Below are 15,214 nucleotides of genomic sequence, written 5' to 3'. Positions count from 1 at the left end.
AAAAATTAGGGTTTGAGATTGCTATCCGTTCCGGACTGCTCCGCAAACCCTGTCGCTCGCAATGACGAAAATACGTTGTACTGCGTAAGTCCTGATATAATTAAAGTTCGTAGTATAATAGCTAGTTAATCATCTAATTTAAGCAGCTAAAAGAGATTTTTATGCTGCCAAAAACATATTTCGAGATTTATTTATTGCACCATAAACATAAGCAGTTTTAGTCATCGGATGAAAATTTATCCATTCCCATTGTTGCTGCAATGCTTTGAATAAACGATTTGTTCCTTGAATCATTGGCATGGGAAATTGTTCTAATTTTTTGGGGGATTCTAACAATTTTTTCGGGATACGATATTTCAGGGAAAATTCTGCAATTACTGGCAAATTTTCTGTCTGGTTTAAATACCAGAAACTTAAATCTGTTTTGACAATATGTTTATCTCCAAATTGTAAATTTCCAAGTTTTCTTACCACCTCATAAACTTGAAAATTATTGACTACTTCAATTGGAGTTTTTTCAGGAATATCAAGAGATTTTAATCCAGGAAATAATTTAGCCACCTGTTTAATATTTTCAAAGTTTGGTTGCTTATTTTGATTGACAGATATTGACTGAGAAAACTTGCTTTGAAATGGTGGAATTATATCTTCCTCAAACTTAGTTTTACCCGGTTTAGTTGCGGATAAATCCTGTGAAGCTGATAAATAACGGTCTGGTTCACGATGTTTGAGAGTTACTTGATATTCCGGTTGGTCATATTTTTTTTCTTGCCTAATTCTCAGGATAAAACCATAATGACGTAAATCAAAATTTGGCGTATCTAGGTAATAAGTTTGCCTAGATTTTTCTTCTGTTTCTCTGCTAATAACTTTTCCAGAAAACTGTTGTGTTAAAAACTCAACTAAATTACCAAATCTTTCTACAGTATGGGCACGGTCATAAAATTGATTAACGTTGAGAATAAGTTTATATTCTCTGGAATTAATTGCTTGGTTGCAGTTCTTCATCACTAATTTTTTATTGCATCTGTGTACGAGTTATGACAACCTGAAACTTATTGATTCAAGTTTTAAGTTTAAGGATGTTTTTTAGCAGATGCACCAGTGGGAAGTCAAAAGTCAAAAGTCAAAATTCAAAAGTAAGATTTTATAGGCTCACAACTTTGAGGATACAGTAATTTCAAGAAATTATTTCATATCTAAAGTTTGAAACTATTTGTGATATCTTTAAAATGAAATAGTAACTATCTATTGAGTAGTATTGCTTATATCAAACATTGCCCCTGAAAAACTTTAAGTTTTGGCCAAAAATACCATACTATTTTACTGAGAAGCTATTTTTTAGATATTATAAACTTACATATTAATATGTGGCAATACCAGACACAAATTTCAGAAAAAAATTTGATTTATTATTTTTTCATTTGTATGTTCTACAAATCAGAATAATTTGGTTAACGACATAGAAATTTATTCCTAGGGGTTTGGAAACCAAGCCTCTACAGCTACCTGCAAAATAAAATGACAAAATTATATAGCTAAGAAAGAATTGCTTAGGACAATTACTGATGATAAACCTTAGACTAGAAAATGTTTTTCCAACTGTTCCCTGTTCCCTGTTCCCTGTTCCCTGCTATATCAAACATCAAAAAAATATTCTCCACCCTTGCATAAATAAGAATGGAGAATATCGGAAGTTGAGTCAAGCAAATAAACTAAATTAATTTAACATCTGGATACTCAGCAATCATATCATCAGCAGTCAAAGTATCCCCACTTGCTTGAGGAGTCCACAGCACTTCAACAGCTAATAATTGTTCGCTAGAAATAGCACCCATTTGACTCAAAGCACGCCTTAAATCTTCCGTACTATTAATAGTTGGTAATAGTAGTTTACCTTGAGTACCAACAATAATAGTCACTACAATATACTCCCCTGGTGCTTCTGGTTTCTGAGTCAGCAGTTCACCATTAGTGTCACTAACTGGCAAAGAAGTTTGAGCATCTTTAGAGATTAATTGATTATTGTAGTTAGAAAGAGTTTCTTCAGAAAACTTACTACGTTCACTCAGAGCATACTGATTAAATTTTGCCTCTGCGGAGTCTAACCTTGCTTGCTCACTATTGGCAGCACCATAACTGCTTCATAAAACTGATATAAAACGTCACATAGCGTGATATTTTAATGTTTACTTCCTGCTTCTGCTGAGACCGTCGGCGGCTACTCATCCACAGGCATTCACGGTCAAGCCGACCGCATTTCTTAAATTAATACTGGCATTCAGATCGCGTTCTATAGATATCCCACACTCAGGGCAATCATAAGTTCTCAAGTGCAATGGCATATCTTGAACATGACCGCACCTACTGCAAGTCTTAGAAGATGGGAAAAATCTGTCTACTATTACCAGCTCAGAACCGTACCACTGAGTTTTATATTCTAGCTGTCTACGAAACTCATAAAATCCTTGGTCTGCTATAGACTTAGCTAGCTTATGGTTGGCTAACATTCCAGATACATTTAGGTTTTCTATCACAACAGTGCCGTGGTTTTTGGCTAAATATGTTGTCAATTTATGAAGCGCATCTTTGCGGATGTTTGCTACTCCCCTATGTAGCTTAGCTATCTTCAGTTGTGCTGCCCTCCAGTTAGCTGAACCAATATTTTTATTGCGGTTAAGATATTGTAGTCTCGAAAGCTTCGCTTCAAACTTACGGTATGACTTTACACTTTCAAAGACTTTTCCATCGCTTAAAGTTGCTAATGTCTTAATGCCTAAATCTACACCTAAAACTTCAGTAGTTTTTGAAGTTGCAGTCGGAGTAAATTCATAGCTGCAACTTAAATACCAATCGCCAGCTTGTCTACTAATAGTTATTTTTTTAGTTGTTGCTTCAATAGGTTCATAAGTTTTCACCATACCAATAAAAGGTAATTTGTGGCTCCATCCGTTTAGTTCTATTGGTTTTCCACAATTATCTATTGTGAATGAATCAGACCTACCTTTCTTCTTAAATCTTGGATATTTACCTAATCCTTGAAAGAACCTCTTAAATGCTTCACCTAAGTTGATGAAAGCATATTGGTAAACCTTAGAAGATAAGTTTTTCATCCAAGGATATAACGGTTTTGTGTGGTTGGTAAAAACTTCTCTGAGCTTACGAGGGTTTGGCTTGAAACCATCCTTGTAAGCAGCATTCCACAAACTTAAACCCCAGTTGTAGCACCATCGAGAGTAGCCCGCGTGTTGTGCCATCAGAGTTTTTTGTTGATTATTTAATTTGAGTTTGGTTCTGATGGATTTCATGGAGATTAAGCGCAGCCTGTCTAATAGTGTGTGTTTTAACGTATTATACCGTTATTCGTTGATTAAGTCAATGCTCCAATATTCAGGATGACGTAATTAAAGATAATGTTGTTTCTTGGAGAACTTGCACTCTACCAGCAGCAGAACCAGTATCAGCATTTTCAGCTATTCTATCTAAGTCTGTTTGTAAACTTCTAGCTTCTGCCAATAAACCAACTTGTACACGAGCAACAGAAACAGTTGGGTTATCGCTATAGTTCTCAAACTCATCTCTTTCAGTCGCTCTGCGGAAACTACTAACTAAGAAATTAGCGATCGCGATAAAAATCAAAATTGTAAATAGACTACCAAACCCACCGAAACCAAAGAAAGGTATTAAGAAGGGAAAACCAAAACCGCCCCCTCGATAGTAACCACCACCTCTATAATAACCACCTCCGGGACTACGAGTAGGTGATGTATAGCTGCGACTTGGCATTCTAAAGGAGCCACCGCCCATACGCCCTCCACTACGAGCGGCCATTGCTGCATCAGCTTGACTGAAAACTAAGGTTAACACCAACCCAATGACAAAAAATGATTTGAGAATACCTTTGATGTTGGAAAGGAGTTTTTTACTCATAAGTAATTGTTAATATTGCTATACATATTCAATGTACCGCTTTCTTTCTAGACTTTGGAGTTAAAAATAGTTGTTTAATTATTGGGATATCCCTACTTGATAAGTCAAAATTCAAAAATCAAAAGTCAAAAGTGATTTATAAATGCTCAAACTTAATCAGGAATTATATTATGTCCGGTTGAGTAGTTATAATTAAAGTCCGTAGTAAAGCTCTAGCCCGAACTTATAGATAGGGCTAGAGCTTTACTACAAACAAAAAGTTTTTATCACTGATTATCCAGACATGATATTACTTCTGAATTCTGAATTCTAAACTTTGGGTAGCGCTATATCTAAAATTTATTCTAAATTTCAAAAATAATCAGGAGACTGATAAATCTGGCGTTTGTGATGCGTCGCTATAATTTGTCTGGCATTCTAGAAACCGGGTTTGTATTAGATGCCGATAAATATTAACATCTGTCTCCAACAAACCCGGTTTCTTATAACAAAAATAATAAGGAGACTGATAAATCTATAAATTACTGTAAGGCTTTGGAAACCAAACCCCTACCGATCTCATATAAATTCTGAATTCTGAATTCTAAATTCTAAATTATACACCGCCTCCAACAATAGTAACTATTTCCAATTTATCCCCTGACTGCATTTCTGTTTTATCCCAAAATTGTCTATGTAGAATCTCGCCATTATATTCTACAGCTACCAAACGAGGATTTAACCCCAACTCTTCCAGGAAATTTGGTAAGAGTGTTTTGGGTAAACAAGTACGAGTTTCTCCATTAACCTTAAGCGTAATTTGATTTGACATTAGACATCTCGAATAATAAAAAATAAAACCAATTATCTCACTAGATACATCAACTATTTCTTCCGAAGTTGCTGAAGCAAAAGATGAATCTTTGCAGACAAGGTAAACCCATCTTTTGCTTCTTCTTTATGTAAAAAAAATTCATCCCACACTCCCCACACCCCCCAACTCCCCCTAACTCTCTACTCCCTCTTTTGTAGCCTAGTGCAGGATGGCAGAAATAACTGACCAGTTACAAAATCCTCAAAGCCTTACTAACCAATACTTTTGACTTTTGACTTTTGACTTTTGACTTCCGCGTAGCGGCACTAGACTTTTTCCGGTAATATATTATGAGAACGTAGAGCTTGATAACGATTTAGTTGAGAAAGAAAATATTGAGTTACCAAAGTAGGTTGTTCTGCTTGCATAATTGCCCTAACTACAGATACACGCTCCGCACCAGAAGATAGAACTTCATCACAGTTTTGCATATCAATTCCACCAATAGCAAACCAAGGAATGGGGCAATTATTCACAGCATAACTCACATATTCTAAACCTGCTGCTGGTTTATCTAATTTAGTAGGAGTTTCATATACTGGTCCTACTCCAATATAATCTGCTTCTTCCTGAATTGCCCGTCTCATCTCTTCTGGGTTTGTAGTCGAACGCCCTATTAATTTCTGAGGGCCAAGTAATTGTCTGGCAAGATTAATAGGTATATCATTTTGTCCTAGATGAACTCCATCTGCATCAACAGCGATCGCTAAGTCTACTCGGTCATTAACAATAAATAGAGCGCCGTAGCGACGACAGATTTGACAAAGTTTTTGTGCTTCTGTCAGTCTTGTAATGTCATTTGCCGTTTTATTTCGGTATTGGACAAGAGTTAATCCTCCCTGAAGAGCAGCTTCTACTATCTCGATTAATTTATCTTGAGGTGAGGTAACAAGGTACAAGTAAGAATTTTGCAATTGTTGATTTCTTTGATAGGCCAAAAGCCCACTTTCGATAGTATAAACTCGGTAACGTATTTGTTTACAAGCAGAAGCCATCTGGGAATTATAAATTTTTCCATATTCTTCTAGAACTCTGAGTGCTTCTTCTAAGCGACAGAAGTTAACTTGCAGTAGTTGTTGAACATCCGAGCGGTGTTCTTCTTGTGGATGAGTCAATTCTGTACCAGGATCGCCGGGGGTATTGCGGGACATTCTCAGTTCTGTGCCATGCCAACTCCCAATCTCTTGACGTAATTGTTTACACTCATTGGCCAAATCAATACTATTAAGGCCAAAGCGACACCATTCTTCAATAATTCTCAGCCCTTCCCGTGCCCTATCTAAGTTAGCATCTAGAATTCGGCGAACCGAAGGTTGCACATTTTTATCCCAATTATATTTATCACCCATAAGAATTATCCTATAAATTTTAATCCTAGTTTGTACTTATCAAAATAACTATAATCTTTCCCTTTCAAATATCTGAGGGGCAGACTAAGACAAATTTTGCTACTAATATAGATTTTTTTATACTATAATATTGCCTGCAATCTAGAAATTAGATAGTAGTCGTTAACCAGGAGCAATTTAATTCGGTAACTACATCAGGTCTTGTTAGCTGTACCTTATCCCATTTTTTAAATTTCCTTGACAAACAATCTCCTAATAAATAGTTAAATTTCTGAAATATTTTAGTCAGTATGATGACCAAAGGGCAAAGCCTAAAGTATAATTAGGCTATATTAATAGAAAATTCTTACTTTCAAGCTATAAATTTTTGTTAGATTAATTGTTTATACCATCGCGCTTCAGTGGTAATAAAATTTTGATTAGTACCTATTTAATAAATGTTTCCTACAAATAAATTTTAGGTATTAGGTGGTCATTTAATAATGGATAATTAATAATGGATAATTGATAATTACCTCTCCCTAATAGGATCAGAAATGAAGTTTTCGATCATCCGAGGGCATTATTTTTCAAGAATTAAGAATTTAGAATTAAGAATTTAGAATTACCTCTCCTTGAAAAGAAGAGGATTGACGAACAGGAAAATTTTTATTTATTATCCCCTATCCAAGGGGAGGCTTTAAACCACAATATTTCGGTAAGATTCTTTTTTAATGCTCTGGTTTAGGATTACTACCTCAAAGCAATAAAGTACACTATTTATTTTCTAAGAATTTCAATGATTAAAAAATCAATTCAGGTCAAAAAATCAATCTATGACAAGAAAAATAAATTAATGGAATTTCAACGAAAAAAAGTATTATTAGGAATAGGTATTGCTGTCTTTGTTATTGGCGGTACACTAAATTATTTAACTGATAATTTACTGGTGTATCAGGTAAGAGAAATATTCTTGGGATTTAGTCAAGGTATTAATTCCACAGATGCCAAAGGAAATACACAATTACATAATGCTATTCAGGATAATGAGTCTGAAGTAATAGATATATTGATTGCTAATGGGGCTCAGGTTAATGCAAAAAATAACAATGATAATACTCCACTACATTATGCCGGTAAAAGCAAGGAAATAACTGCTTTACTTATTAATAAAGGAGCAGATGTTAATAGTAAAAATAATCAAGGTATTACTCCTCTACATAATGCTCGTCAGCGAGGAGTAGTTGAAATATTAATTACTCATGGAGCAGATATAAATGCTCAAGATAAAAAAGGTAAAACTCCTCTACATTATCTAGTGACCAACGATAGTCAATCAGCAGCAGAATTATTAATTGATCGGGGAGCAAATATTAATGCTAAAGATAATAATAATCAAACTCCTTTAGATTATGTGCGAAGTCAAGAGATGGCAAAATCAATGATTATTCGTGGAGCAAAGTTTGGTGATTCAGATGTTAGTGTTAATTCTGGTAAATATAGTTTGCTGCATGAGGCTGTAGCACTGGGAAACAAAAATTTAATTGAGCTACTAATTGCTAATGGTGCAAATATAAATATTCAAGATGAAGATGGAAATACACCTCTACATTATGGCAAAGATAATCAGGAAATAACTCAATTATTAATTGCTAATGGTGCTGATGTTAACGTTAAAAATCAAGAAGGTAATACTATCCTACATCAAACAGAAAATCCAAAAGTTGCTCAATTATTAATTAGAAATGGAGCTGATATTAACGCTAAAAATAAATGGGGATTTACTCCCATTTTTACTACATCTAAATCTGTGGCAAAACTGCTATTTACTCAAGGTGCTGATTTAACAGCAACAATAGTAAATGCTAAGGATGCTGATGGTAGTACCCCATTACATTACACTAAATTAGCTCAATTAGCTGTAATTTTAATTAGGGATGAAGCAGATGTTAATGCTAGAGATAATTATGGTGAAACTCCTTTACATTATGCTAGAGATAATCAAGATGTGGCTGAAATTTTAATCGCTAATGGAGCAAATGTGAATGTCAAAAATAATTATGGTGAAACTCCCTTACATAAAGTAAATAACCAGAAAGTAGCTGCTTTGTTAATTTCTCATGGAGCAGATGTGAATGCTAAAAATAATTATGGTGAAACTCCCCTAAATAGCATCGACAACCAGGCAGTAGTAGAGTTTCTTAAGAGCAAAATGGGTGGGAAGAGTAAATAATTTCGGGTAATTGCAAAGTTCCATTTATATCTCTAAAAATAAATTTTGCTAGATATATTAAGAATTAGATAATGGTCGCTTAATTAGCGATAGAACTCCATTCCCCTGACACCAACAAAAAACTTTTCCTGCTTCTCCATACTTATACTTTCTTTCTCCCCCCTCCCCCCTCCTGACTCCTGACTCCTGACTTCTCCTTAATTATTTATAACTGTTCAAGCGGACATAATATTACCCATTATCTTTGATAATCAAATCATCTTTACAAAAATTAAAATCTTTGTTCAAAACACCCCATAATAAAAGATACTTAAGAAAATATAATAACTAAATTGTCTGTCACAGTTTCCTAGGAGGAAAGCCGTGAACCAAATATTTATCCTTTTTTCACAAAAAAATAATCAAACAAATTTAGTTCTGAAAAGCAACTGTTTATCACCTCTTTTAGCTACAGCACTACTGGGGTTATTTACTTCTACAAGTCTGGCAGTACCATTAGTACAACAAGTGGCCAAATCCCCAGAGACTCAAGCTAATTCTCAGATGAAAGTGCTTTATGTTAGTTCATCTATTGGTAGAGATTCTGGAGATGGTAGTAAAACTGCTCCTTTGAAAACTATTACTTATGCTTTAAAAATTGCTCAACCTAACACAAAAATTTTACTTGCGCCGGGAACTTATAGTAGACAAACAGGTGAAGTTTTTCCTTTGATTTTACGGCAAAAAATTACCATTAAAGGTAACTCTTTCAATAATGGTAAAAATGTTTTAATTCAAGGTGGTGGTAATTTTAATAGTCCGACTTTAAAACAAAAAAATATTACAATTGTAGCTGCTAATAACTCTACTTTAAATGGTGTAACAGTCACAAATCCTAATCTTCAAGGTTATGGTTTATGGATAGAATCTAGTGACTGTCTTATTAGTAAAAATACTTTCACTGGCAATCGCCTAAATGGGATTTCTATGGTGGGTAGTAATACAGGAATTATTCAGGAAAATAGTTTCTATAACAATGGCGGAAGTGGCATAACAATTTCTGATAATTCTCAGCCAGAAATCAGAGATAATTTGTTTCAAAATACAGGTGTGGGAATTAAAATTTCTGATGATGCTGCTCCACAAATAATAGGAAATCGTCTAATTGAAAATGAAAATGGGATTATTGTTCAAGGAAATGCACGGCCAATTTTGCGCGGTAATTATATAGAAAGTAATAGACAGAATGGAGTAGCAGCGATCGCCCGATCCCTACCCGATCTGGGTAACTCTCAAGAACCTGGTCGTAATACTATTCGTAATAACGGTAGGTATGATATTTATTCTGTAGTGAAAGGTAAAACTATTCCTGCTTATGGAAATTCTTTAGGGGGCGATCGTAATTATGGCAGTATTGACATTGCGGGTAAAATTGCTCCTCCCCCAAGAGTTGCTCCTCTGAGGAATATTCCAACTACCCCAACAGTAAGTCAGGCACAAAAGGAGTCTTACCAGGAGGAAGTCATTATAGAAGCTGCATCTATTCAGCAGGATACTCAGGTAAAAGCAAAGGAATCAAATTTTTCACCCTCAGCAGAAAAACCACGAGAGCGGAACATATCTAGTAGCATTATTTCTCGACCAAGACCACAAAATTCTACAACAGAAATGATTATGATCCCTGTGCCACCTCCAGAAAACCAGAAGCCATCTAGGGGAAATTCCTATAACGCGACAAGTCGTCAGGGAAATTTACAAAGATTACTACAAACTAATCCTAATTATCAGAATACACAAGCAATTGAAATACCAGTATCGCCACCAGAGTCAGGGAGAAGAACTTTAGAAAGGTTGCGAAATTTACCCCCTAGACGCACTACCCCAACTTTTGGAGGTAACACACCAGTTGCTTCTCCTGGTTTACTACCTGTTCCGACAACCAATATTCCCCTTGGTCGCGGAGGTTATGTGCCACCCGGTATTGGCAGAAATCAAAATCCTAATCCTTGGCCTAGACTATCTTTAAGGTCTAATTCTCGAAGTCGTGCAGCAGCTTTGGGTTTACGTTATCGGGTAGTTGTAAATGTAAATAACCGTTCTCAGAAGTATAAGTTGCGATCGCTCGTACCAGATGCTTTTTCTACTAATATTAATGGTAATTCTGTAATGCAAGCTGGAGCTTTTCGGAGTCGTCTTGAAGCCGATCAACTATTAAGAACTTTGCAGAATAATGGTTTGAATGCTAAAATTATATCTGTGCAATAAGACTAATAAAATTTAATCGTTAGTTCATTATTCATTTAGATATAGGCGTGAAAAAGATATAGACTTTTTGCGCATAGATAGTAGGCAACAAGCAACAAGGAATATATTTTTAGGAAAAAGGTACTAAATATGAAGGTGAAGTGACTTTTACTTCTCTTGCTTATGTTAAATCAAGGACAAGTTTACTTTTTGGAGGTATCTAGTAAGCATTCAGCAGTCAGCCATCAGGCATCAGCTATCAGCTATTTGTTGTTAACTCATTATCATACTAGAGGAGAATTATCTACCAAGAAGAATTAAAATTAATTAATGAAATTGGCTACAACCTAACCTCAGTTATTCCTTGCATAAGTTCATGCATCTGATTGCTGAATGCTAATAGCTGAATGCTTACGGTATCTATTTAGATTGTTGTGCATGGCAATGTTACTTTAATAGTTGTACCAACTCCTTCTGTTCTATCAATGCTAATATACCCACCATGCAAATCAACTGCTTGTTTAACTATAGATAGACTTAATCCTGTTCCATCAATCACGCCTACATTTGATGTTCGTTCAAACTGTTTAAATAGTTGCTTTATAGACGATCCTGGTATCCCAATTCCTTGATTGGAAATGCAGAAAGTAATTTTTTCTGATTCTCGAAATACTTCTAGACTTATATTACTGTCGTTTGAAGAATATTTAATAGCATGAGATAATAAATTATTTAGAATTATATGTAGCAACTTTTTATCTAGATATAAATCCTCTAGTTTACCTTGCGCCACGAAAGTAAATTTATGTTTTCTGCGTGTATTTACTTGGATATTTTTAATGAGTTGATGACAAAAAATAATTACATCTATTGATGCAGGATCAAATTCTAATTGACCTGATTCTACTCTAGTCAAAATCAATATTTCACTCAAAATCAATATTTCTTCTAATAACTTGTTCATATTTTTAATAGTAGAATGAATCGGGTTTAGATACTTTTTATTTTTGATTCCTAAAATCTATTTTGATAGATTTAACTAAATTTATGTTAATGGTGTGCGTAAATAGTGACAAGCTATGGATCAATATCGAGATTTCTGTTAACTATATGGTTCAGTTTTTCCTAAAGATTATTGTAGTTTTATCTCCTGTCGTTGTTTGCTCAAAGCCATCTTATACCAGTTTTATTAAAGAATATTACACAGGCTTTGTTTGTAGGGAAACTTTAATAGAGAATACCGGATATGAGAACAGGAAATACCGAATCTGGGAACAGGGAATACTATATCTGGGAACAGGAAATACCCAATCTGGAAACAAAAAAAACTGGATTTGGGAACAGGGAATACCAGAATTCAGAAACAGGAAACACCAGCTCTAGGATTTTGTAGCAAATACTTATTCAAGTGGTATCAGCACATTATCTGAATATTGAAGCAGGAGTCAGGAGGCAGCAATCTTTGTTCGTATTCGGAACTCCAACCAATTGTAGAAACTATAAAGAAGATGGTAATTGAAACCCCACCCTATAGAACCCCTAAGCGGATCTATTTTTTTATAGATGATGGGGGTGGGGAGTGTGGGAAGTGTGGGGAGGGTGGGGAGGGTGGGGAGATGGGGGCCGCTTATTCTACCTTTTTTCCCTATTTTATTTCTTAATCTCCTGACTCCTGACTCCTGACTCCTGACTCCTGAGCCAAAAACTCGCAACTTTGCCAAGATACCAAATGGCTTCTATAAGGCTTTTAGTCAGGAGTATAGCAAAGATAAAAAATTACTCCTGACTCCTGTATCCTATTTCCTGATTTCGACAGGAGAAGGTTGTTAACTTTTATCCATTTTTGAAAAAACAAACATTAAGGAAAACATCCAGACAAAAAATTTTTTTCCACAGTAGACACAATTTGCTTCACTAGGACTACAATGGACGTGCTCAGTTTTAAATTTTTAAGAGGTATACAATATGGTAATATCTGCAACACCCAGTAATGCCAAAGTTTTCGTACTTCCTCAGAGACAAGATTATATCCAGCCTCCACTGGCCCAAAAAGTTCCATTAGACAAGATTAGAACAAAATTGGACATGACACTATTAGCCCTCAAGGTTTTAATAGGTATGAATTCTGAGTCCATACTTCGAGTAGCAACCAAATTAAATATACCCCCTAAAATTGCTAATGAAATTGCTCTAACAGTAGGAGAAGACAAGGGAGAAAAATCGGCACTATCCCAAAATCAACGTCTAAAACTAGAAGAAGCTCAGAATTTTATATTGGTTATCTGTCACTTAGCAAAACAAAACCAAGCATTAATTCGTCGTGCAGTGGCATTAATGGAACAAATGGGCGCTCAAAATAGTAAACCTCAATCAGTTACTTTATTAAGAGAATATCTTGCTAACTTTAAAAAAGCATATCAGGATTATTACTGGAATCGTGAAAATATGACACCAGATAACCCAGAAACACTAGCATTAAAGCTATTAGTTGATTTGTTATTTTATAGCGCTCCTCAAGGATGCAATCGTCTTTTATCAAGCCTTAAATCTTAAGAAGAAAACAACACTATCAACCCATCATTAAAAAAACATAATTAATCAAAATTGTTGCCAGGAAAAAAACATAAAATTATCAAATCAATTGATGAAACAAAAAAATGTAAAGGATTCAGAGAATTAAGAATAATTCGTTAATCATAGCAATAGAGGTTAAATTCCTTATATTATTATTTCTCTATGATTTAATGCAATGCCAATTAAATCAGATAATCCTACAAATATGGGAGTATATTTTGTGAAATACGAGCTACTTCTCTCGACAACATCAAACAGTCATCGGCAAAAATAAGTGCTATAAATTCCTCTCTTCCGACTCCCGAAGTTAGGTGCCAACTACAACGACTCTCGTACTTGACTCCTAGGATTTTGTATAACTGAATTGTTGAGAATGAAGAAAATTCTTACTTAGGTAGTAATAGCTAAAAGCTGTAGATGGTATGATTTTAGATTGAGATTTAATTCAAATGTTTTCACGAACTTACACCCCCCCAACTTGTACATTGAAAGTGACAGCTAGAGGTTTAAAATTGTTAACATGGTTTGGTATGCCAAGACAACAATCATTTAGCCTCAGTTTTGACGACCCCAGGGTATCTGAAGCAGAGCATATTAAAGTCAGAGGCGATCGCCGTGAACTGGATACTCTCCACGAAGTTGTTACTACTTATGTCCAAGAATTTCTGAATAACTCTCCGAATTTGCCTTTAGAGATGGAAAATATAGGAGAAGAAAACGCTAGTAACATATTATCTTATACAAAAATTCAGGAAGAAACTAGCGTAGAAGATACTATCGAAAATGCTGATGGTAAAGCTGTAAATCCTTATTCCCAACCCCCGATAAATAATCAAAATATCTATGTACAGCCACGAGACTTATTAACCCATGATTTATTTTTGGGGTCTTTGGCAAATAAAGAATCAGGAAAATTTATTTCCCTGAGTATGCTACAATTATTTGACTTAGCGCTCGCCCTAGATGAATCTCAAAATGATTTACAGACATTACCTCAGTTTCAGTCTAATGGCGAAGTTAAACCTATTCCCGAATGGTTGCGTACTGCCATACTAATTTTAATTACTGCTGGTTTGACTGCTGGCGGAATTAAACTCTATAACCGCTATGCAATAAGTCAGCAAAAGCAAAATGAAATTGCTACATCAGATAATAATCAATCTCCTCCCCAGACATCTCCAACTCCTATTCCATTACCAACGCCAACAGTACCTGCATCGCCATTACCAACGCCACCAACAAATTTACCAACAACAACCATAATCAAACCTTCTCCTATTCCCACACCATCTCCTTTATTTCCTAAACCAAATCCTCCAGCACCACCTGCTCCTAATAATTTACCACCACCTGATTTTTCTCGCACTCCCCAAAACCAGGGAAATGCTACTACATTCGTTATTCCTCAAGCACCACCACTGACACCCCCGCCAATTCCTCCAGCAGCAATACCTAATTATGGAGTGCCAGTGCAACCTAGATCTCCTGCGCAACCGCCTCCAAATCTGCAAATTCAACCTGCTCCAAATCAAGCTCCGTTAGCAAATATTAATAGGAGAAGGGCACAACCTTATTTTGATGTGAGTCGTATTCCTGTAAATGTTCCGAGAGCAATTGATTTACCCCCGTTGCAGGATGTAGATCCGGTTGCCGTGCGAGATATCCCAACTACTGTTGAACCTAGTAATGAAAAAAAGAAGTCTAAATATACATTATTTGATAAAATTCCCCAAGTAGCAGAGGTGAGAGAATACTTTCAAAAAAGTTGGAAACCGCCATCAGAATTAGATAAGGATTTGCAATATAGTTTGTTATTAAATGGTGATGGTTCGGTGAAAAAGGTAACTCCCATTAGTCGAGCATCCGTTGAGTTTTATGGTAATACAAATATGCCTCTAGAAGACCAAGTTTTTGTGTCTAATATTGAGGGTGGAAAGACTGCTAAAATTCGATTAGTTTTGAGTCGAGATGGTGAAGTAAAGACTTTTTTAGAGTCTTTGAATTAGTATTTGACTGGTGTTTCATTAATTGATAATTGATAATGGATAATTGATAATTACCTCTGGTTAAAAC

9 protein-coding genes and 2 pseudogenes are annotated in these 15,214 nt (G+C 35.3%); 4 read left to right on the top strand and 7 right to left on the bottom strand.

Annotated features, from left to right (window positions below; translation table 11 throughout):
• Positions 1 to 159: 159 nt before the first annotated feature.
• The 6 genes and pseudogenes from ACP6PL_RS16725 to ACP6PL_RS16700 form a co-directional block, all read right to left on the bottom strand.
• Positions 160 to 1,008: a CYTH domain-containing protein gene (locus ACP6PL_RS16725; RefSeq protein WP_426546394.1), complete on the bottom strand. Its 849-nt coding sequence runs from the start codon at positions 1,006 to 1,008 to the stop codon at positions 160 to 162.
• A 707-nt stretch (positions 1,009 to 1,715) separates the two neighbouring features.
• A pseudogene (locus ACP6PL_RS16720) lies at positions 1,716 to 2,138 on the bottom strand (DUF1517 domain-containing protein); the annotation flags it as partial.
• Between the two features lie 87 nt (positions 2,139 to 2,225).
• Complete coding sequence (locus ACP6PL_RS16715) at positions 2,226 to 3,314, bottom strand: RNA-guided endonuclease InsQ/TnpB family protein (protein WP_426546395.1); 1,089 nt, start codon at positions 3,312 to 3,314, stop codon at positions 2,226 to 2,228.
• 69 nt (positions 3,315 to 3,383) lie between these two features.
• Positions 3,384 to 3,930: pseudogene (locus tag ACP6PL_RS16710) on the bottom strand (DUF1517 domain-containing protein); the annotation flags it as partial.
• 595 nt (positions 3,931 to 4,525) lie between these two features.
• Entirely contained in the window at positions 4,526 to 4,741 is a 216-nt protein-coding gene (thiS, locus tag ACP6PL_RS16705) for a sulfur carrier protein ThiS (protein WP_426546393.1), read from the bottom strand.
• Positions 4,742 to 5,049: 308 nt separating this feature from the next.
• Positions 5,050 to 6,132, bottom strand: coding sequence for a thiamine phosphate synthase (locus ACP6PL_RS16700; RefSeq protein ID WP_426546392.1), 1,083 nt, complete (start codon positions 6,130 to 6,132; stop codon positions 5,050 to 5,052).
• Positions 6,133 to 6,910: 778 nt separating this feature from the next.
• Here ACP6PL_RS16700 and ACP6PL_RS16695 point away from each other — a divergent pair.
• Positions 6,911 to 8,344 (top strand): ankyrin repeat domain-containing protein, encoded by a 1,434-nt coding sequence (locus ACP6PL_RS16695; RefSeq protein WP_426546391.1) that lies wholly within the window; start codon positions 6,911 to 6,913, stop codon positions 8,342 to 8,344.
• Positions 8,345 to 8,707: 363 nt separating this feature from the next.
• The gene (locus tag ACP6PL_RS16690) at positions 8,708 to 10,588 is read left to right on the top strand and encodes a DUF1565 domain-containing protein (protein ID WP_426546390.1); all 1,881 of its coding nucleotides are present in this window, start codon (positions 8,708 to 8,710) and stop codon (positions 10,586 to 10,588) included.
• A gap of 403 nt (positions 10,589 to 10,991) precedes the next feature.
• On the opposite strand, the gene ACP6PL_RS16685 is transcribed toward ACP6PL_RS16690, so the two are convergent.
• A complete protein-coding gene (locus tag ACP6PL_RS16685) occupies positions 10,992 to 11,531 on the bottom strand; it encodes a sensor histidine kinase (RefSeq protein WP_426546389.1) in 540 nt (179 codons plus the stop codon).
• Positions 11,532 to 12,532: 1,001 nt separating this feature from the next.
• On the opposite strand from ACP6PL_RS16685, the gene ACP6PL_RS16680 reads away from it, so the two are divergent.
• Together ACP6PL_RS16680 and ACP6PL_RS16675 are read left to right on the top strand one after the other, a co-directional pair.
• Entirely contained in the window at positions 12,533 to 13,120 is a 588-nt protein-coding gene (locus ACP6PL_RS16680) for a DUF3038 domain-containing protein (RefSeq protein WP_426546388.1), read from the top strand.
• Positions 13,121 to 13,590: 470 nt separating this feature from the next.
• A complete protein-coding gene (locus tag ACP6PL_RS16675; protein ID WP_426546387.1) occupies positions 13,591 to 15,147 on the top strand; it encodes a DUF4335 domain-containing protein in 1,557 nt (518 codons plus the stop codon).
• The last annotated feature ends 67 nt before the right edge of the window (positions 15,148 to 15,214 follow it).

The organism is Dapis purpurea BLCC-M126, assembly GCF_050015975.1.
Taxonomy (GTDB): Bacteria; Cyanobacteriota; Cyanobacteriia; order Cyanobacteriales; family Microcoleaceae; genus Trichodesmium.
The sequence above is the reverse complement of the archived record's forward strand: the minus strand, read 5'-3'. Positions and strand labels throughout refer to the sequence as shown.

Excerpts from the sequence above, each read along its gene's own strand:
- ACP6PL_RS16725 (WP_426546394.1), bottom strand. The coding sequence starts at position 1,008 with ATGAAGAACTGCAACCAAGCAATTAATTCCAGAGAATATAAACTTATT.
- thiS (WP_426546393.1), bottom strand. The coding sequence starts at position 4,741 with ATGTCAAATCAAATTACGCTTAAGGTTAATGGAGAAACTCGTACTTGT.
- ACP6PL_RS16700 (WP_426546392.1), bottom strand. The coding sequence starts at position 6,132 with ATGGGTGATAAATATAATTGGGATAAAAATGTGCAACCTTCGGTTCGC.
- ACP6PL_RS16695 (WP_426546391.1), top strand. The coding sequence starts at position 6,911 with ATGATTAAAAAATCAATTCAGGTCAAAAAATCAATCTATGACAAGAAA.
- ACP6PL_RS16685 (WP_426546389.1), bottom strand. The coding sequence starts at position 11,531 with ATGAACAAGTTATTAGAAGAAATATTGATTTTGAGTGAAATATTGATT.
- ACP6PL_RS16680 (WP_426546388.1), top strand. The coding sequence starts at position 12,533 with ATGGTAATATCTGCAACACCCAGTAATGCCAAAGTTTTCGTACTTCCT.
- ACP6PL_RS16675 (WP_426546387.1), top strand. The coding sequence starts at position 13,591 with ATGTTTTCACGAACTTACACCCCCCCAACTTGTACATTGAAAGTGACA.